A 19,432-nucleotide genomic window follows, 5' to 3' on the forward strand; every position below is an offset into this window, starting at 1 on the left:
CCTCCTCACGCCTCATCGCGGGTCGACGGCGCTATGTACTCATGCCGGACGCAGGCGCCGCACGCAGACCGGAAGGCGCCGCTCATGCCGGTCACCTAACAAGGTAGCACCTATCATAGATAGGTGCTACCTATCCCAAGGAGGTCAGGGTTACCTTCCAGTCGGAGTGCCCGTACTTGCGGAGATGCTTGGTGGGTTCTGAGTACAGATCGGGGACACTGAGCAGCACTTGGCGCTCAGGATGAGCACTCGGTATACGCAAGCGCAGAAGGAGCATGACGGTGCAGCTTCGATGGCGGCTCAGGCAGGTTATGGCCTCCCGCGAGGTGTGGACAGGCAAAGAGCTGCGCGAGCTTCTTGCCGACCGCGCCGACTTCACTCTGTCCGGGCCGTCGGTGTACGCATTGATCAACAACGAGCCAACGCAAGTCAAAACCGACACCCTGCAGGCGCTGTGCACCGCGCTCCAGTGCACGCCGAACGAGTTGTACGGAGTGACCGCTCCACGTGAGATCTCGTTGGCGAACGAGCAGCCCCCACCTGACACGCCCGCTACGGGCTGACGGTGATCATGCCGCCTTCACCAGCAGGAGGCCCTCCTTCTTACCAGCGTCTGCAGATTCGATGCCGACCGCTGCCTGGATCCGGCGGTGCCAGTTGAGCGCAAAGCGCAGGCAGTTGGATTCACTGCGATGACTGGGCCCACAGCCGGGCACGTATCGGCCGCGCATGCTCCATGACATGGAGTCACTGCTGACGATCGAGTTGCCATACCGCTCAAGCCCGAGCACTTTGGCACCGAAGGCGTGCAGCCGGTATCCGCGGGCGGCAAGCGATCGCACGATCCATTCGACCTCGGCCGTGTGCTGGCGGCGACAGATGCTGCCGATACCAATCAAAGGCAGAGCAGCAAGGTCGACACCATGATGCTCGTACCAGTCAGCGCACCTGTGGTAGTCCGCCACGCTGTCACCCTGCAAGACAGGTATGAACGGCAGCTCGGAAGCCAGATCCCTCAGGCGCAAGTAGTTCGTCACGGTCATGCGTTGGTGCATACGCAGACTCGCGCCGATACGCGCCAGAACAGACCGTTCCGTCATGCTGTCCATAGGCGCGGCAAAGGCAAGCTGCCCGATCTCGGTGGCGTAGCGCCTAACCGCGGTTACGTAGGTTCGCTCGTCGAACCTCCACCGACCGTGGAGTGATAGCTCCGTGAAGCCGCCCGAGTCCAGAGCCCATGGACCACTCGCACGTGGCAAGCTGCGCCGGCCAGCCAACCGTCGATGAGAAACCAGCAGCGGCACACCGAGGTCGCGGCTCAACCAGGCGGGCTGATGGGTACCTAGGTAGAACCTCATCGCGGCACCGCCCGGAACCGGGTACGCCGCATAGCCCACAGAACAGCGAGCGTGAGCACCGTTGCAGCGGTCTTGCCCGCGACTTGCCCTGGTACGGCGGTGAAGGAGCCGAACGCAAGCGGCACGAACAGCAGACTGTCGACGACCAACCCAGACAGGTTCGATACCAGAACCGCGCGTAGCTGCGGGCCTGGGCGCAGCACGGCGTAAAGCGCCGAGTCGACCAACTCGGACGCTGCGAACGCCACGACGCTGGCCACCGCAATCTGCGGCGATGCCAGGAGCCACGACAACCCTGCCCCTGTCACAACAGCAGCAGTTACACCTGGCACGCCGAGCGTTTCGTGCAGCAGATCGCGGAGCGTGAGGGTCACGCCCGCCCAGACTGTCCCGGCTGGAACGACCAGCGGTCCGAGGGCGACTGCAGGCGAGCATGTGGACGCAACGTTTGCGAAGACCACTGATCCTACGTAGGCAGCCACGACCAGGATTCGGCTCAGGACCACGACGCCGGAAGACCGACCGCGAAAACGTGCTGCTCCCTGCAGCAACCGGTGAACGCGCGGAGCCATCATGCCGCGTCCTCTGTGATGGCCGTGCCAGAGTGGCCCGTCCACGGCGAGCATCCGTCTGGATCGGCCACGTCCTCCACATCGGCGACGAGATGCAGCCCCCGTCGTGATGCGGTGCGTGGCTCAAGGTTGACTTCGTCGAGCGGCATGCAGGACCGGTGCAGGAAGTACTGGCCACGCGCTGGCTGGCCGTGGTCGGCGGCGTGTGGGTAACCGTGGATCCCGATCGCCTGCTCGGCATAGACACCGCGTGGGACTCGGCGTGGATACGGGTGGCCAAGCAGCTGCCGAGCGGCCTGCTTGAACGGGCGGATCTTGTATTCGCCAGTGCACTGGCGTCGAGCCAGTCCCTTTGAACCGTCCGGGTTCAGCACGTGCAGCGGCATCGACACGAATCGATGCCGCGGGTCGAGCGCATCGGTACGGATGTCGCCTGCTGAGACGGTGCGCAACGGGATGCCCGCACGTTCGGCGAAGTCGGCAAGCCGAGCAAGGTTCGCGTAGACGGCTCGCGGCTCCCAACGAGTGTCGGCGAACAGGGCACAATCGAATGGCCGGATCACGCGTTCGCACGCGAGCAGCAAAACCGCGGTGCTCTGGACTCCTGCGCTGAGCGAAAACAATCTCAGGGCTGGGCCAGGTTTTGGAACTGAGTGTCGGGAGTTCATGCCGCAGTCACCTCTGCCCACTCCTGCCGTGAGCCTGATTGATGAGTTCCGCAAGATCAGCAAGGAGCAGAGCCAGCGCACAGGCGGCCTGTTGAGGCACAACACCGTTGCCCAACGCGCGCAGCTGTGCCGTCCTGGGCAACGGCAAGTCGGTGACCCATCCCGCGGGCAAGCCCATGAGGTGCTCGACGAAGGCGGGTGCCAGTACCGGCCGGCCATGGCGGCCCGGCTGTGTCGGGAACGGCGCGGGACGACCGAGGAGTCGTTCCCACCGGCGCACGGCCAGGTCGTATTCGCCCCAGTCCGCTAGGCGGCTTTGTCCAGCTCGTTGCAGGCCAGCAGCTGTATGACGGCCGACGGCAGCATCATGTCGCCCTTCGACCCGCGTTGGGCAGGACAGCCCTTCGTCCCATCGGTGGCCCGAGGAGTCGGCAGGAGACGACACTGGTCGGTCAGCGACGGACCACCATCCTGCCCGTGGTGCGTGGACGCGTTCGCATCGGACGCTGTCGGCGTCGGCAGCAACCGGACCGCGATGGACAACGGCATCCCCGCCCGAGTGCTGTCGGACTCCTTGCAGCGGTGCTTCTCGTAGCGTTCCAGCCAGTGAGCGGGGTCCTCGTAGTCGTTCGGGTTGGCAGCCGTCGGAGTCGGAAAGAGCTTGATCACCGAACTCACCACGTCGTGAAGGCTGACTTGATGGCCGAGCAGCCGACGACGCACCGGGTCCGCGGCGCCGCGGTTGTCGCCGTCGCGTGCTTGTGGTGTCGGCAGCATGCGGGAGGACAGCGTCTCGGGGCCAAGCGAGCAGGAAGACTCGTTCGCGTTGGTGCGCTGCACCGACTTCGGAGGCGCGGACGCTACGCCAGAGCGCGTCATACCCTGCTTCGGCCAGGTCGCCGAGTACACGGTGGAGGCCTCCGTCTTTCCAGCGAAGCGCGGCGACGTTCTCCACGACGAGCAGCCCTGGTCGTAGTACGCGAACGCCCGCCATGATGTCGGTCCAGATGCCACTGCGTTCGCCCTTCTCGATGCCCGCGCGCCGACCGGCCGCGGAGATGTCCTGGCACGGGAAGCCGGCAGTGAGAACGTCAACTGGCTCGACCTCGGCCCAGTCGATCTGCCGGATGTCGCCGAGGTTCGGCACACTCGGCATTCGCGCTTCGAGGATGGTTCTGACGTGTGGATCGGTATCCGCGACCCAGGCAAGGCGTCCACGTCCCAGAGCCGCGAGCAGTCCGAGATCCAGTCCGGCGTAGCCGGTGCACACCGAGCCCACGACGACGTCGCAGTCCCCCAGCACCAGGTTCCACGGCGAAGCAGCAGTCCTCCGGTTGGTGTTCATGCCGCGGCCCCGAGAACCAGACACCGCTCTTCGCGTGTTGCGGACCGAGGTGCCTTGGCGCTCGCTGCCATGAGCTCGACCTCGTGCGCGAGCCGGAAGACGAGCACTTCGTGATGAGCGTTGAGCGCGATCGGCTGACCGGCGACCCGCGCGGCAGCAGCGGCACGGCGCTCGGCGAGCGCTGCGTACGTGACGAGTCGACTGCCGCGCAGCTCGGCGGTGAGAGCGATGCATCGGTCAACCGGAGTCAGTCCCGCGGCGACGCCTGCCGCGAGGACCGACGTGGTCATGTCCGCCAGAGCACCATCTGGTTGACGGCGTGGCCGCACGACAACCACGACATGTCCGCCGGCTCGCAGCAGCGGCTCGCAGTAGGAGAGTGCTTTGACGAGTTCTCCGTCGCGGTCCGGCGTGGTTCGCAGGGAAGTGAGTACGAGTCCGACTCGTCCGACCAACCCGGCTGCGCACGAGGTCGCCAATACGTTCGGCCGGGCGTCGAGGACGGACCCGTCCCGCCAGGCGCCCGCGTTCTTGGCGGTCGAGATGTTGGCCCTCGCGATCGCCCACCACTGCTTGTGGATGGTCAGGCCGAGTGCGTGGCGATCGGCACGAAGTGCCGCGGTCAGCACGGTGCCTGCGCCGCAGTCGGGGTCGAGTACGAGGTCGCCCGCGTGGGTATGGGTCGCGATGACCTGAGCCGCAACAGCAGGCGGAATTCGCTCACTGTCCGACTCGGTACCGGACACGCAACCTGCCTCCCGCAACTGTGCGTGCGGGCTGAGCTGGCCGGTCGGCCACACCGACGTGACGCGCGCGGTCACCGACTATCGCCTTCCTGCTCGACAGTGCTGACCGAGCCGGCGCGCTGGCCGAACAGCAGCAGGTCGTCGTGCACCTGGATGTGCCGAAGTCGGGTCTCAGCAGCGCGCAGCACATCGTGGGCAGGTGCACGCAGCAGTGCGATCCGGTCGAGGTAGCGCAGTCCGGTTTCGTGTGCGGCGCGCACGAGCTGGCCGACGGGCTCACTGAACCGACCACCGGTGTGAGTACCGCGGGTGATGACCGCGAGGGCGCCAGCCGAGTTGAGTAGATCTGCCCAGTCGGCCGGACGCAGCCAGTCGAGGACGTGTGGTTCGGCGGCGACGAGCACGAGGTCGTAGCCCCCGGTCACGACATCCGAACTGGGGTCCGACCGAAGCCCGAAGTCGGACTTGACCGCTGTGCTCGCCTGAACGCCGCGGCCAAGCCGAACAACAGTCCAGCCCGCTTCGTGTAGTCCGGCGTACGGGCCGGGCTGACCCGAACCGCGACCGGCTGCCGACGGTCGCGCGAGGTACTGCGCTGGTTCGACAAGCAGTACGCGTTGACCGGGCTCGGTGTAGGTCGTGACGGTCTTGATGACGGCGTTCAGCAGCCAGTCGGCGAGCAGACCAGTGCCTTCGCGCAGGTCGTCTTGACCGCACAGCCACACGGTTCCCGGAGGTGCCGGGCGAGGTCGCCGCAACACGCGACGCTGGGTGCGTGGACGCGGTGATCGGCAGTGAATCGGGACCATCGCAGATCTCCTCAGTCAAGCGGATGTCGCTTCCTGACATCCCTTAACTCCGGATCCGAGACCAGTTTTGGACAACTGGAAAAGCAGAGATCCCACAACCTGCCGCAGACGGCCTACCCCCTACTAGGACAAACTTATCGACCGACTAAAACCCCTGCTCAGGGCAGCGAATGGCAAGATCGCAGCCGCAACTAGAGCAGTGGATCAAATAGTTGACAACTAGCAGATGCACGCAAATAGCAAGCTAACACATAGCAATGGCTTGGTATTTGCGTGGTATCCACCGTGGCTCCATGGCGTCGTTGTTTCCGCTTCTACGCCTGAGGAGTCATGTCATGGCACCGAAACGCTTTGTCCGACGCAGCGCTGACTGCGCCCCCAACTCGCTGGACATCGCTCGCGACACCTTCACCTGGCTGGTTACCGGCCCCCACCCGGTGTCACTCGACGGGCACCACTTCGAGGGCCTGCCGAACCGGCAGCTGCCGCTGGACGAGGTCCGCGACCACCTGCTCGCCCGCTCGTGCTCGCAGACGACGAGGGACTCCGTGTGGTCACACCTGGTGCTGCGCTCGCGCACCGAAGGCGCGACGTGGACTGTCGCCGCGGTCGGGGTCGCATTGCCGGCACTGACCTCCGTCGCCGCCACGCTGTCAGCTCGTTTCGCCGGCGATCCGGCCGACGTTCACGCCGAGGTGCTGCGCGGCTTTCTCAGCGCGTTGGCGACCATCGATCTGTGCGCGCCGCGCATCATGTTGCGTCTGCGCTGGGCTGCCTACCGGGCGGGGCACAAGGCGCTGAGCGAAGCGCTAGCCAGTCCGACGCCCGTGGCGCCGGGGTTCCGTTCCGTACCTCCGCACGCTCCGTGGGGACATCCAGACCTCGTGCTCGCGCGTGCCGTGGATGACGGAGTCCTGACCCAGATCGAGGCTGCGCTGATCGGCGCCACTCGGTTGGAAGAGGTCACCGTTCGCGACTGGGCGGCACAGCGTCAGACGAGCGAGTGGGCGGTCTACAAGGCGCGCAAACGAGCTGAGAACCGGCTCGTCGAGTACCTGCGCGACGGCATCGCGGAGACCGATCTGGCCGATCAGGTCGCCGCCGCAGAGGCTCTGTCACAGCGGAAGTCCAAGCCGCGAGTGTCCAAAGCGGAGGCGAATTCCGGAGTTCAGAGCTGCGGGACACACCCGCGTTCCGCTTCGTCTCCGGAGGTGCCGCGATGCGCCTGATCGACCACTCCACCACCTCGAAGCCATCGCTTCGTGCGGCGCTGCTCGTCCAGCTGGTGCTCGGCGCGCTGCTGCTGTCGGCGTCCGTTGCCCACGCCGACACCGCGGTCGTCGCCCTCGCGGCCTCCGTGAGCGAGGTCCTCAACAACATCCGCAACTGGATCATGGGAATCCTCGCGGGCCTCGCGACGGTGTTGCTGACCATCGGCGGCGTCCGGCGGGTCATGGCCGGCGGCGATCCCGGCGAGCACGAGAAGGCGAAGGACTGCTTCAAGTCCGCAGGCTGGGGCTACGGCCTTGCCGCACTGTCGCCGCTCGTCGTGGAGATCCTCAAAGGAATCGTGGGGGCCTGACGGATGGCCGGCACCCCGTACTTCGCACAGCCGCCGACAGCACCGTCGCCACCTCCGCCACCACCAATCATCGACCTGCCTCAGCCAGGAACCGTGGACACCAAGTGCGGTATCACCGACCTGACGGCGTGTGTGAGCGAAGGCTTCAGCTCGTTCGTCAACCTGCTCGTTGGCGAGTCGCTGAACTGGTTGCTCCGGTTCGTCGGCAGCACCCTGCTGTCGACGCCAACGCTCGACCAGTTGCCGCGCGTCGGCGAGATCTGGGAGCAGTCACGGCTGTTCGTAGTCGCGGCCTATTCACTGTTGGTGCTGGTCGCCGGGATCCTGGTGATGAGCCACCAGAGCGTCCAGACGCGGCACTCCATCCGCGAGATCGCGCCGCGCCTCGTGGTCGGCTTCCTCGCCGCCAACCTCAGCCTGCTGCTAAGTGACCAGGCGATCAGGTTCGCCAACGCCGCCTCGCTGGCCGTGCTCGGCGACGGCCTGAATCCGCAGACAGCCGGCCAGGCGCTGTCCGAGTTGCTTGTGGCGCTCGTGAGCAGGTCGCTGCTCGACGGTGGCCTGTTCGCCGGACTGCTGTCGCTCGCGCTGGCGATCCTGTTGCTCGGCCTTCTGATCGGTTACGTCGTGCGGATCGCGCTCACAGTGCTTCTCCTGGCCGGTGCTCCGCTGGCGTTGATGTGCCACGGCTTGCCGCAGACAGAGGGCGTGGCGCACTGGTTCTGGCGAGCCGGAGCGGGCGTGCTCGGAATCCAGGTGGGGCAGAGTCTGACGCTCATTTGCGCGCTGAAGGTCTTCTTGCAGCCGGGCGGCTTCACGTTCTTCGGCACGCCGACCACCGATGGCACCGTCAACCTGATCGTGCTCATCGCTCTGGTGTGGATCCTCGTGAAGATTCCCACCTGGGTTCTGCAACAGGTCCGAGTCGGCGGTGGCGGCCGCTCGTTCCTGGGTGGGCTGGCACGCGCGTTCGTCTTCGGCAAAGCCATGGCGCTGATAAACGGACGGGTTGCTGGCACGCATGCGGTCAAGGCATCCGCCACAGGAACCGCGCGTGCATCTGCGGGTTCAGCAGATCCACCGTGGCCTGCCCAACCGCGCCTCGCGCCAACACCGGAGATGGTCACCAAGCGCCTCAAGGAGGCGTACGACGCGGAACGCTTGCGCACCGCGCAAAAGCCGCGTGTGCCGTCTCAGTCCCCGCGGTTCTTGCAACCGCAGCCTCAACGCACGGTTCACGAACCTGCAGTCATGCCCGCCACGCCGGCGGCGGCAACACCGGAGTTCAGCTCCGCACCGAAGCCGGCCACACCGGTCCCCCTGCAAGGGCCGAAGCCAGGAACGCAGCCGACGTTCCAAACAGCCGGACGCCCGCGCCAACGAGGCTCGGCTCCCGTACCACCGATCCGGGTGGCCGCGGTGCCGGCGCAGCTGCGATTCCAATCGCTAGCCCCGCCAACACCCCCGTCCCCGCCGCGCAAACCGACGTCCGCACCTCCGCCTCCGGCATTCAGGCAAGCACAACCGGCGCCCCGAATCGGTGACGCACGTCAACGAGTCCACTCCGTCCCGTCCCCGGTGTTCCGCGCACCGAAACCAGCCGCAGGAGGTGAGAAGAAGTGAGCCAACCCGTCAGGATTCCCGCTGATGTCGACCGCGAGGACCGCGTGATCGGCCCGTTGACCGCACGTCAACTGCTCATCCTGACCGCCACCGGGATGACGCTTTACGTGGCTTACTCGACGACCCGCGCGTTCGTCCCGCTCGCGGTATTCCTCGTCATCGCCATCCCCATCGGCGTGCTCGCCGCGTTCCTCGCACTGGGAGAGCGCGACGGCATCTCTCTGGACCGCCTGGTGCTCGCCGCGCTGCGGCAGCGGATGATTCCGCGGCACCAGGTGTCCGCTCCGGAAGGCGTACGGCCTGCGCCCGAGTGGTTGGGCCGTGCTTCGAGCGCATCATCGTCCGCGGTCGCACCGGCCGAGCTGCGGCTCCCCGCCGAGGCGGTCACCGACACCGGTGTCATCGACCTCGACAAGGACGGCATGGCCGCGGTCGCGGTCTGCTCGACGGTCAACTTCAGCCTGCGCACGCCCGCCGAGCAGGAATCGCTCGTCGGCTCGTTCGGCCGCTACCTGCACTCGCTGACCGCGCCGGTTCAAGTGCTGGTGCGAGCCGAGCGACTGGACCTGTCCGGCCAAATCGCCGAGCTTCGCGAGCAAGCCGGCGGTCTGCCGCACCCAGCGCTCGAACGAGCAGCACGCGAGCACGCCGACTACCTCGACCAGTTGGGCAGCGCCACCGAACTGCTGCGCCGTCAGGTCCTGCTGGTGCTTCGCGAACCGCTGCCAGCGGTCGACGACCCCGGCAAGCGGGCTGCGGAGGCCCGGCTGGTGCGGCGGCTCGGCGAGGCGGTGGAGCTGCTCTCCCCGTCGGGGATCGTCGTGAGCCCACTGGACCCCGGACAGGCCACCGCCGTGCTCGCGGCCGCATGCAACCCCGACAGCCTGATCCCGCCGAGCGCCGGTCTCGCCGGCTCGGACGAGGTCATCACGAGCGTTCCGGACGAGAGCTGGGACGACTCCTCGTTCGGCACTTCCGCACTCGACGCCTGGGACGACTTCGACGAGGAGAACCGGTGATGAGAACCAAGCTCAGGCGCCGCGTCAAGCCGTCGCAGCCGGGACCCGGCCGAGCCAGTGCGTTCATGCCGGACTCGCTCTCGGTGCGCCCGCGAGCACTTGAGGTCGGTGGCGAGTGGGTCGCGTCGTTCGCAGTGGTCGGCTACCCACGTGAGGTGCACCCCGGCTGGTTGCAGCCGTTGCTCACCTACCCCGGCCGGGTCGACGTCTCGCTGCACATCGAGCCGGTCGACCCCGTCACCGCGGCGAACCGCCTCAAGAAACAGCTGTCCAAACTGGAGTCCGGACGCCGCCACACCAGCGAGAAAGGCCGGCTCGCCGACCCGCACGTCGAGGCCGCCACCGAGGACGCCTACGATCTGTCCGCGCGGGTCGCCCGCGGCGAGGGCAAGCTCTACCGGCTTGGCCTCTACCTGACCGTGCACGCGCCGACCGAGGTCGCGCTCGCCGACGAGGTCGCCGCAGTCCGCTCCCTCGCGGCGTCGCTGCTGCTGGACTGCAAACCGACGACCTACCGCAGCCTGCAGGGCTGGATCACCAGCCTGCCCATGGGCTTGGACCTCGTAGGCATGCGCCGCACCTTTGACACCAGCGCACTGTCCGCGGCGTTCCCGTTCACCTCACCGGACCTGCCACCACCGGACCCGGCCTCGGTCGGCGCGCCGAACGGAGTGCTTTACGGCTTCAACATCGGCAGCCAGGGCCTCGTGCACCACGACCGGTTCGCGCTGGACAACCACAACTCGGTGATCCTCGGCCGGTCGGGCGCCGGCAAGTCGTACCTGGTGAAGCTGGAGCTGCTGCGGTCGCTGTACTGCGGCATCGAGATCCACGTGATCGACCCCGAGGACGAGTACGCGCGGCTCGCCACCGCGGTCGGCGGCACCTACGTGCACCTCGGCGCCGAGCACGTGCGGCTCAACCCGATGGACCTGCCCATCCACACCCGCCCGGACGGCCGCCGCACCGCGCCTCGAGACGCGCTCATCCGCCGCAGCCTCTTCTTGCACACCGTCCTCTCGGTCCTGCTCGACAGCGAGCTCACCGCGGCTGAACGCGCCGCGCTCGACCGCGCAGTCGCGACGACCTATCAACGCGCCGGCATCACGTCGGATCCGCGGACTTGGACCCGACCAGCACCGCTGCTCGCCGACCTCGCGGACGTCCTCCACGGCGGTGACCCGACCGGTGCCGACCTGGCCGCGCGGCTGCATCCGTACATCACGGGCGCGTTCTCCGGGCTGTTCTCCGGTCCGACCTCGACCCGGCCCGAGGGGCACCTGGTGGTGTTCTCGCTGCGGGATCTCGCTGACGAGCTCAAGCCGATCGGCACCTTGCTGACGCTGGACGCGGTGTGGCGGCAGGTGTCGAACCCCGCCATCCGCAAGCCGCGTCTGGTCGTGGTCGACGAGGCGTGGCTGCTGATGAAGCAACCGGCCGGTGCCGAGTTCCTGGTGCGCATGGCCAAGGCCTCGCGCAAGCAATGGGCCGGCTTGACCGTTGCGACGCAGGACACCGCCGACGTGCTCGGGACGGATCTCGGCAAAGCGGTCGTCGCGAACGCCGCGACGCAGATCCTGCTGCGCCAGGCCTCACAGGCGATCGACGAGATCACCCGCACGTTCGACCTCTCGATGGGCGAACGCCAGTTTCTGCTCACCGCCGACCGCGGCCAAGGACTGCTCAGCACCGGACGACAACGGGTCGCCTTCCAGTCCATCGCCTCGCCGGTCGAGCACCACCTCGTCACGTCGGACCCAGCCGAGATCGCCGAGTACGCCGAGAACTCGCCGGAGCTGGAGAACGCCTTCGTCGACCTCGACGCCGCCTAGCCACCGGGGACTTCCATGCCTGAAACACCTCGCCCCGTCCGCCTGCTCACCCAGAACCGCGAAATGCGCCGGATCGGCGTGTGGAACTGGTCCCTCCCTGCTTGGGCGGGACGACTGCCCGATGGCCGCACCTACAACACCTGTCCGAGCGCGGGCATCTGCGCGCAGGTCTGCTACGCGCGTCATGGCACCTACACCTGGCCCGTCGTGCGCGCCAAGCACGAGGCGAACCTCATGTACGTCTTGGACGACCTGGCCGGGTGGAAGTCGGCGATGGTCGCTGAACTCGGTGCGCGCAAGTTCCTCGGTGCGTGGGTCCGGATCCACGACTCCGGCGACTTCTTGTCCGACGCCTACGTCCGTACGTGGCTGGAGATCTGCCGCGCGCGGCCCGACACGAACTTCTACGCCTACACCAAGGAGATATTGCGTTTCCGGACTCTCGTGGAGCCCGACCCGCCGCCCAACTTCCTCTGGGTCTTCTCCTACGGCGGAACCCAGGACGGCGCGCTCGATCCCGCCGTCGACCGCGTTGCCGACATCTTCCCGAGCGAGGCCGCGATCGCAGCGGCCGGGTGGTCGTCGCAGGAGGCCAGCGATCTGCTCGCAGTCCTCGGTCCACGGCTCGTTGGCGTACCGGCCAACCGCATTCCCTTCTTCCTCAGGCGTTTGGCCGGTCGCCGATTCTCCGAGTGGCAAGCAGAAGTAGACGCCGCGCGCGCGTCTCGGCGGCTCCGACTCGTGGCGGGCACCACCGAACGACCGCAAGCCGCGTGAGGAGGCTCCATGTCCATATTCCGCACCGCTCCGCTGATCTCCCCTCTCATCGGTGACTACCTTCGCGACCCGCTGGGGGCGTTCCAGAACGCGGTCACCTACTTCCGCGGCCTCACGCTCACCTGGTGGCCGATCGCCGGACCAGTGCTCACCACCGTGCTGACCGCCGCGGCGATCCTGCGACGCCAGTGGCTTCGGCGCCATCACCGACGTCTGGTTGCCGACGCTCGGTTGGTCACCGTCCTGGTGCCTCCGACTGTCGATCCGGCAGGAGCGGTCACCGTCTGGTCGAACCTCGTGGGCCTGCTGCGGCCTGGCTGGCTCCGCCGCTTTTCCGGACAACCGCACGTCACCTTCGAGCTGATCTTCAGCAACGACAGCGTGCGGATCAGCCTTTGGGTGCCTGGACCCGTGCCGCCCGGCATGGTCGAACGAGCAATCGAGGCCGCGTGGCCTGGCGCGCACACCAGCACGACGCCTGCAGAGGCGCCGATCCCCGCGGCGGCACCGGCAGGCCGCCGCGTGGAGGCGGTTGGCGGCGAGCTGCGGCTGGCCAGGTCGGAGGCACTGCCGATCCGCACCGACCATCCAGCCGATCCGGTCCGCGCGATGCTGGGTGCCCCGGTGGGACTCGGCCCGCACGAGCGGGTTTGCGTACAGATTCTGGCTCGCCCGGTCGCTGGGCACCGGGTGACCAAGGCGCGCCGGGCAGCGCGACGAGTGCACACAGGAGGCTCAGCCCACCTGATCGGCCGACTCCTCGACGTCATCACGCCGGACAGGAGCCCGACACGGTCAGCCAGCAGGCATCCTCGCGCACTCGATCGCCAGACCAGCCTGGAGCACTCGGCCCAGGACCGTGCCGTCGTGCACAAACTGCGCGCGAACCCGTTCGAGACCCGCATCCGCTACGCGGTCGCCACCACCGTCCCTGAAAACGCGCCTCCCGCCGAGCTCCGCGCGGCGCGGGAGGTTCTACGAGGCCGTGGGCACGCGATCGCCTCCGCCTTCGCCGCCTACTCCGAACACAACTACTACCGCCGGATCCGGCTACGCGACCCACTTGCCGTGCTCGCCGAACGTCGCCTCGGCAAGGGCGACCTGCTTTCGATCCCGGAGCTGGCCGCCATCGCCCACCTACCGATCGACGAGGCCACACCGGGCCTGCAACGGGCTGGCGCCAAGGCCGTGCCGCCACCACCCGGCATCGCCACGACCGGCGACAACATCAAGCCCCTGGGACGGTCCGACTCCGGCCACTCTCGTCCAGTCGGCCTGCACGTCGCCGACGCCCGCCACCACATGCACATCCTCGGCGCCACCGGATCCGGCAAGTCCGAGCTGATGGCCCGCATGATCCTCGACGACGCCGAAGCCGGCCGCGGCGTGGTCGTGATCGACCCGAAAGGCGACCTCATCACCGACGTCCTGATGCGGCTACCGGAGGAACTCGGCGAGAAGGTGGTGCTGTTCGACGCCGACTCCCGCTCCCGCCCACCGGTGCTCAACCCCTTGGAGGGCGAGGACAAGTTCCGCGCGGTCGACAACCTGGTCAGCATCTTCTCCCGTATCTACGCCTCGTCGTGGGGACCACGTACCGACGACATCCTGCGCGCCGGCCTGCTCACCCTCACCGCGCTGCCGGGCACGCCGACCCTTGCAGACCTGCCCAAGCTGTTGACCACCCAGGCGTTCCGGCACCGAGCCTGCAGCCAGATCGACGACGACGTGCTCAAGGGCTTCTGGTCCTGGTACGACAGCCTCTCCGAAGCCAGCCGCGCACAAGTGATCGCACCGCTGATGAACAAGGTCCGGGGCTTCCTGCTCCGTCCCTTCGTCCGTGCCGCGATCGCCGGCGGCCAATCCACGGTGGACATAGACGACGTGCTCAACACCGGCGGCATCTGCCTCGTCCGCATCGCCCGCGACGCACTCGGCATGGAGACCGCCCGGCTCGTCGGCTCGATCGTCGTAGCCCGCACCTGGCAGGCAGCCACCCGTCGAGCCCGTGTCCCTCAACGGAAGCGACGCGACTGCAGCCTCTACGTGGACGAGTGCCACAACTTCCTCAACCTCGCCTACCCGCTCGAAGACATGCTGGCCGAGGCCCGCGGCTACCGCCTGTCGATGACGCTGGCGCACCAGTACCTCGGCCAGCTCCCCAAGGAGCTCGAAGAAGGCATCAGCACCAACGCCAGGTCGAAGATCTTCTTCAACGCCTCGCCGGAGGACGCCCGTCGCTTGGCCCGGCACACGATGCCCCGGCTCAACGAACACGACCTGTCCAACCTCGGCGCCTTCCACATCGCCGCACGCCTCGTTCTCGGCGGCGAAGAGGCGCCACCGTTCACCGCGGTGACGGAGAAGCTGCGGCCCGCAGTGCCAGGCCGCTCCAAATCGATCCGCGAAGCCGCCAAGGTGAACGCGCGCCAATCCAAGACCGTTCGCGCAACGGCCCCGGCCACCTTGCCGGTCGCGGATCCGCGCAGAGCAACCCAGGGGTGAGCCTGTGATCACCAATCCCACGCCGCAACGAGCGCTCCGCGGCCACATGCCGCGGCGGCCCACTCCCAGGTCCGCGACGAGCGGGACCCATCACGCCCAACTTGCTGGCCGCCTCACCCTCCGCGACCGCTGGTTGGCCCGCATGCTGCACGAGCACAAGGTCCTCACGACGTACCAGATCGCTGAGATGTGCTTCCCAAGCGTACGAGCAGCGAATCATCGTCTGCTCGACCTGTTCAAGTGGCGGGTCATCGACCGGTTCCAGCCGTTCGTCAGCTCGGGTACCGCGCCGATGCACTACGTCCTTGACATCGCCGGCGCCGTCGCCCTGGCATACGAAGACGGCATCAACCCCAAGGAGATCAACTACCGCCACGAAGACGCCATCGGCATCGCGCACTCGCTGCGCCTCGCCCACACCGTCGGAACCAACGGCTTCTTCACCGCCTTGGTCGCGCTGGGCCAGCAGGACGGTGCTGGCGGCCAGCTGACGGCGTGGTGGTCGGAGCAGCGGTGCAAGCGCCTGTTCGGCGACATGGTCCGTCCCGACGCCTACGGCCGTTGGCAGGAGGATGGAAAGCAGATCGAGTTCTTTCTGGAGTTCGACTTCGGCACAGAAAGCCTCAGCACCCTCGCCAGCAAGCTCCACGGCTACGAGAAACTCGCCCGCGCAACAGGGATCACGACGCCCGTCCTCGTGTGGCTACCGACCCACCGTCGTGAGGCCAACGCCCGGAGAACTCTTGCCGAGGTCTCCGCACAACTGGACCACCCAGCGCTCGTGCCGCTGGCGACCAGCGCTGCGGACGTGACCGGGGTTCCTGGCCATGACACTCCCGCCGCTGCTCGCTGGCTGCCAGGCATGGCCGCGCATCAACCAGGCCGACTTCGTCTCGCCGAGCTCGCTGAACTCTGGACGTACACCGTGCCGTCCAACGCGCCTCTGCCGTCGACCGCAGCGCAGCATCAGCAGACCCTCGTCCCGCCGTCTCCGCTTCCTCCAGTCCCGACCGCCAGTCGCACCCGGAGATGACAGATGAAGATCGCCATAGCCGCCGCAGCTGCGGTCATCGCCGTGCCGATGGTCATCGGCGGCATCGGCCAAGCCGTCGTGAAAGGTGTCTTCGGCTCCAGCAGCACCCAGCCCAGCAACGAAGCGCTGGCAGACATCCCGGCTGACTACCTGGCGCTGTACCGAGCGACAACGTCCGTGTGCCCCGGCCTCGACTGGTCGATCCTCGCCGCCATCGGCAAGATCGAGAGCAACCACGGCCGCAGCACCTTGGCCGGCATCGCCGAAGGGACCGAGAACTCCGCAGGCGCCCGCGGACCGATGCAGTTCCTCCAGCCCACGTTCGACGGCGTCGTCGCGCGACACCCCCTCCCACCGGGTGGCAGGACGCCGCCGTCGCCGTGGGACAAGCACGACGCGATCTACGCTGCAGGCCACTACCTCTGTGACTCCGGTGCGTCGAAGGACCTCCGCAAGGCGATCCTCGCGTACAACCACGCGGACTGGTACGTGAACAAGGTGCTCGAACAAGCACGACGGTACGGGGAGGCGATGACAGGCACCGGCGACTGCAACAACGTCCAGGCGCCGAGCCCCGCCGCGGCGATCGCGATCAGGTTCGCGTGCGAGCAGCTTGGCGAGCCCTACGTCTGGGGTGGCAATGGTGAGACCGGCTGGGACTGCTCCGGTCTCACCACGGCCGCGTACGCCGCAGCCGGAATCCGCCTGCCCCGCCATACTCAGGCTCAGTACCAGGCCGGTCCGCTGGTCCCCAGCGGACAGCCTCTCATGCCGGGAGATCTGGTCCTTTACGGCACACCACGCGATGTCCACCACGTTGGCCTCTACATCGGCGCAGGCAAGATGGTGCACGCACCGACGTTCGGCCAGCCCGTTCAAGTCGCCCCGTACCGGTGGAGCGGCGATGACTACCTCGCCGCCTCGCGTCCAGCAGCTGGCGCGCCTTTGTAGCTTCCACACAAGCCCCTTCTACCTGCACGTACTATCGAGACAGCGGACGAGTAACGCCATACCACCTTTGCGCGATAATCAGCTGGTTGCCATGTAGGCGAGGGCGGGTGCTGCAGTGGTTAGTAATCTTAGGCGACTCGACAACTCGAGTCGCTTGAACAGCGTGCCGATCCTTGGCTGGCTGGGCCTTATTCTGGCCACCGCCGTGATCTTCATTGGGTGCACAGCACTCGTCCGAGCAGTAGATTTTGCTGGACTCCCGAAGGACGATGGCGACCGATGGGAATTGGCGACAGCCTTCTCCGGCGCTATTTCTGCAGCGTTCATTGCAGCGGCAGTGACCTGGATAGCCGGCCAGCCTGCGGACAGCACCAGGTTTACAGCAGCTGCGAATACAAATGCGACCATGAAACACGATCGAAACCTCATCGCAAACATGAGGTTCACAAGCGCATTCAGAGGCGCAGCCTTGACGGTTGGCGTTATGGCTAACGTTGCCATCACAGCCGGCACAGTTGCGAAAGTAGCCCAAGGAACGTGGCTTGTCGGTGTCGCGATCATGTCGGTTGCAGTTGGAGTCGTATCGCTATACCTGGCCTATATCGGTGGAACTCTGCTGCGCGCTAAGAGAATCAGATCAGGAACGGCAAGCATCGGCGGCTGGTTAATTGCAGGATTTGGGCTGGCAATGATCGACGCCACCACAATTCCGGACAGAGCTAGGCTCATGTCAATACGCCCGCTATTCCCTCCCGAGACCCTCCTGCTGACAATAGTCTTCTTGATTACTGGCCTCGCCGTGATGATTGATCCCAAATTTGGTCGACAGAACTCACCGCAAGGTTGATAGAACAATCCTTCAGACCTAATCAAGTACTCGTACGCAGCGTCGGCGGAACGTCTCATCGCGGACGACCCGACCGCCGGACTGACGGTCGACCATAACGATGTCTAGTGCACCGAAACCGATCTGAAGGGCCGCGGCCTCAACGGCGGCCACTTCCTGATTATCAGCAGCAAGAACAAGCAACCGCATGCACGCGTCGGGTTCGAGATCAGATCTCCGAAGGCCATCGTCGTAGCAGCGCAGCAGTTCCGCCGCCGTCGTAGCGGTGACGACGATGTCCGCCCACCCGATCACGAGTGCGTCCGCCGGACGAGCCGAAGGCGGAACGTTCGCCACGATGAAGTCCTGAGAGTCCTGCAGATCGGTCAGCAGCGCCACGACGTCCTGTGGGCGGACGTGGTCGGCGGTGGTCGTGGGCACGACCAGACGACACCCGCTCAGAGTCTGGCGGTCGAAGGGTGCCTGCAGAGCGTCCTTGGCGAGTGCCGCTTCCTTGGCCGTGGTGGGCGTTGCGAGGACCGCGACGCTTCGTCGGCGACTGAGGAACTCGGCCGCCAGTGTCGCGCTGACGGTGTTCCGGGCCGTGCCGTCATCACCCGGAAGGCCTGTCACCGCGATGGTCAGGGCTGGCGCGGGGACGTTGTTGAGGATGCTCGCCAGGGTCGCCGTGTCTTCAGGCAAACACATCAACCCAGCGCCCAGCTCGAAAGCGTTCGGGCGCACGGATTCGCAGGTATCAGCGCCCATCACGACGTACACCTTCGGTCGCCGAGGTAGGTATTCGTCGCGCACCTCCACGACGTCGGCACCGTCGATCAAGACCACCGCGGCCGCAAGCCAGGCTCGCACGGACACTGTCCCAGGTGGACGAACTGCTACACGAGCGCCACTGACGCAGTCATCGATCACGTAGCGGAACTCCGGTTGACTGGTGATCAGAAGGATCGGAGCTGCACTCAGCACGAGGGCCCCCTCAGGTACGTCTAACGGATGTACTGGCATCAAAGGGAAGGTTGTTCGCGCACGGCGCGATAGATCCGCTGCTCATGCATCGAAGGTCAACGGGCACCGACACAGCGGGCAGGCGGCGTAGGCCTGATCTCGATCGTCGTCGGGTGTGCGGACAAGGCCGCTGATCTCTGTGGTTACAGGCGCGTAGTTCGCTCGACCGGGCTGCAGGACCACACTGTCGACCGTCACCCACTCGTGCCCGGCCCGACAGCCGGCCATCGCTTGCGAGTACTCGGACCAGACATCCACGTCGTCCGATGCGTTGACGTAGACCACCGGCAGATCCGGGAAGAAGTGCGGTCCACCTTCGAGAACGACCATGAAGGACCCGAGTTCCTCACCTGCCTTGAACACCATGAACTTGAAGTCCTCGGCCAAGAGCGTGCAGTACTCACGCGTGTCCTCGCACCAGAATGCAGTGCCCTCGCCGTCCGGTGCTACCGGGTCGGATCCCGTGCGGTGGTTGATCCACTTGACCACGATGTCGGCACTCACAGTTGCCAAGCCGTTCTCTCGCATCCAAGTGCGGAGATCATCTGTGAGGGTCTGGCTCAGTTCTGCACGGTCGGCAATCCACTCGGCGGTGTCGACCAAAAGCCACTTCCCGTTGGTTCCCAGCGGTGAAACGGTGACGTCAGCCATGACGGTCCCCTAGTTCAACTTGCTCTCACGAGCGAAGATCAGGAAATCTAGATCGCCGACCTGGGCGCGAACGGAGGCGAAGCGGAACTCGCCTTTGCGCGCGGGAGGTGGC

Annotated in this window: 19 protein-coding genes; 11 read left to right on the plus strand and 8 right to left on the minus strand. The window is 66.5% G+C overall.

Going from position 1 to position 19,432, the window contains the following annotated elements; genetic code table 11:
- The first annotated feature begins 275 nt into the window (after positions 1-275).
- Positions 276-563, plus strand: coding sequence for a helix-turn-helix domain-containing protein (locus tag ACZ7CH_RS20150; protein ID WP_470374529.1), 288 nt, complete (start codon positions 276-278; stop codon positions 561-563).
- A 6-nt stretch (positions 564-569) separates the two neighbouring features.
- Here the strand turns inward: ACZ7CH_RS20150 and ACZ7CH_RS20155 are convergent, their stop codons facing one another.
- From ACZ7CH_RS20155 to ACZ7CH_RS20180, 6 genes are all read right to left on the minus strand, one after another.
- Positions 570-1,358 (minus strand): deazapurine DNA modification protein DpdA family protein, encoded by a 789-nt coding sequence (locus tag ACZ7CH_RS20155; RefSeq protein WP_470374530.1) that lies wholly within the window; start codon positions 1,356-1,358, stop codon positions 570-572.
- On the minus strand, positions 1,355-1,732 hold the full coding sequence (locus tag ACZ7CH_RS20160) for a VUT family protein (protein ID WP_470374531.1): 378 nt from the start codon (positions 1,730-1,732) through the stop codon (positions 1,355-1,357). Before ACZ7CH_RS20160 ends, ACZ7CH_RS20155 begins: the two co-directional genes overlap by 4 nt.
- A 197-nt stretch (positions 1,733-1,929) precedes the next feature.
- Positions 1,930-2,493 (minus strand): hypothetical protein, encoded by a 564-nt coding sequence (locus tag ACZ7CH_RS20165; protein WP_470374532.1) that lies wholly within the window; start codon positions 2,491-2,493, stop codon positions 1,930-1,932.
- Positions 2,494-2,605: 112 nt separating this feature from the next.
- Complete coding sequence (locus tag ACZ7CH_RS20170; protein ID WP_470374533.1) at positions 2,606-3,943, minus strand: DNA cytosine methyltransferase; 1,338 nt, start codon at positions 3,941-3,943, stop codon at positions 2,606-2,608.
- Positions 3,940-4,764, minus strand: a complete 825-nt coding sequence (locus ACZ7CH_RS20175; protein ID WP_470374534.1) for a DNA methyltransferase — start codon at positions 4,762-4,764, stop codon at positions 3,940-3,942. Before ACZ7CH_RS20175 ends, ACZ7CH_RS20170 begins: the two co-directional genes overlap by 4 nt.
- Positions 4,761-5,414 (minus strand): hypothetical protein, encoded by a 654-nt coding sequence (locus ACZ7CH_RS20180; protein WP_470374535.1) that lies wholly within the window; start codon positions 5,412-5,414, stop codon positions 4,761-4,763. Before ACZ7CH_RS20180 ends, ACZ7CH_RS20175 begins: the two co-directional genes overlap by 4 nt.
- A gap of 419 nt (positions 5,415-5,833) precedes the next feature.
- Here ACZ7CH_RS20180 and ACZ7CH_RS20185 point away from each other — a divergent pair, with 419 nt between their 5' ends.
- The 10 genes from ACZ7CH_RS20185 to ACZ7CH_RS20230 all read left to right on the plus strand — a co-directional run bounded on the left by ACZ7CH_RS20185 (position 5,834) and on the right by ACZ7CH_RS20230 (position 17,667).
- On the plus strand, positions 5,834-6,727 hold the full coding sequence (locus tag ACZ7CH_RS20185) for a hypothetical protein (RefSeq protein WP_470374536.1): 894 nt from the start codon (positions 5,834-5,836) through the stop codon (positions 6,725-6,727).
- Complete coding sequence (locus ACZ7CH_RS20190) at positions 6,718-7,080, plus strand: pilin (protein WP_470374537.1); 363 nt, start codon at positions 6,718-6,720, stop codon at positions 7,078-7,080. The genes ACZ7CH_RS20185 and ACZ7CH_RS20190 overlap by 10 nt, the downstream gene beginning before the upstream one ends.
- A gap of 93 nt (positions 7,081-7,173) precedes the next feature.
- A complete protein-coding gene (locus tag ACZ7CH_RS20195) occupies positions 7,174-8,703 on the plus strand; it encodes a hypothetical protein (RefSeq protein ID WP_470374538.1) in 1,530 nt (509 codons plus the stop codon).
- Positions 8,700-9,722: a PrgI family protein gene (locus ACZ7CH_RS20200; protein WP_470374539.1), complete on the plus strand. Its 1,023-nt coding sequence runs from the start codon at positions 8,700-8,702 to the stop codon at positions 9,720-9,722. The genes ACZ7CH_RS20195 and ACZ7CH_RS20200 overlap by 4 nt, the downstream gene beginning before the upstream one ends.
- Positions 9,722-11,554 carry a VirB4 family type IV secretion system protein gene (locus tag ACZ7CH_RS20205; protein ID WP_470374540.1) on the plus strand — a complete coding sequence of 611 codons (1,833 nt, stop codon included), beginning with the start codon at positions 9,722-9,724 and terminating at the stop codon, positions 11,552-11,554. The genes ACZ7CH_RS20200 and ACZ7CH_RS20205 overlap by 1 nt, the downstream gene beginning before the upstream one ends.
- 15 nt (positions 11,555-11,569) lie before the next feature.
- A complete protein-coding gene (locus ACZ7CH_RS20210; RefSeq protein WP_470374541.1) occupies positions 11,570-12,331 on the plus strand; it encodes a GP88 family protein in 762 nt (253 codons plus the stop codon).
- 9 nt (positions 12,332-12,340) lie between these two features.
- Positions 12,341-14,836 carry a DUF8128 domain-containing protein gene (locus ACZ7CH_RS20215; protein WP_470374542.1) on the plus strand — a complete coding sequence of 832 codons (2,496 nt, stop codon included), beginning with the start codon at positions 12,341-12,343 and terminating at the stop codon, positions 14,834-14,836.
- A 142-nt stretch (positions 14,837-14,978) separates the two neighbouring features.
- Positions 14,979-15,869, plus strand: a complete 891-nt coding sequence (locus ACZ7CH_RS20220) for a replication-relaxation family protein (RefSeq protein WP_470374543.1) — start codon at positions 14,979-14,981, stop codon at positions 15,867-15,869.
- 3 nt (positions 15,870-15,872) lie between these two features.
- Positions 15,873-16,820: a C40 family peptidase gene (locus ACZ7CH_RS20225; protein WP_470374544.1), complete on the plus strand. Its 948-nt coding sequence runs from the start codon at positions 15,873-15,875 to the stop codon at positions 16,818-16,820.
- A gap of 163 nt (positions 16,821-16,983) precedes the next feature.
- Positions 16,984-17,667 carry a hypothetical protein gene (locus tag ACZ7CH_RS20230; RefSeq protein ID WP_470374545.1) on the plus strand — a complete coding sequence of 228 codons (684 nt, stop codon included), beginning with the start codon at positions 16,984-16,986 and terminating at the stop codon, positions 17,665-17,667.
- A gap of 18 nt (positions 17,668-17,685) precedes the next feature.
- Here ACZ7CH_RS20230 and ACZ7CH_RS20235 read toward each other — a convergent pair whose 3' ends face one another.
- A complete protein-coding gene (locus tag ACZ7CH_RS20235; RefSeq protein WP_470374546.1) occupies positions 17,686-18,669 on the minus strand; it encodes a hypothetical protein in 984 nt (327 codons plus the stop codon).
- A gap of 42 nt (positions 18,670-18,711) precedes the next feature.
- Positions 18,712-19,320, minus strand: coding sequence for a hypothetical protein (locus ACZ7CH_RS20240; protein WP_470374547.1), 609 nt, complete (start codon positions 19,318-19,320; stop codon positions 18,712-18,714).
- Positions 19,321-19,432 lie beyond the last annotated feature (112 nt).

Source organism: Lentzea sp. NPDC037011 (assembly GCF_055607425.1).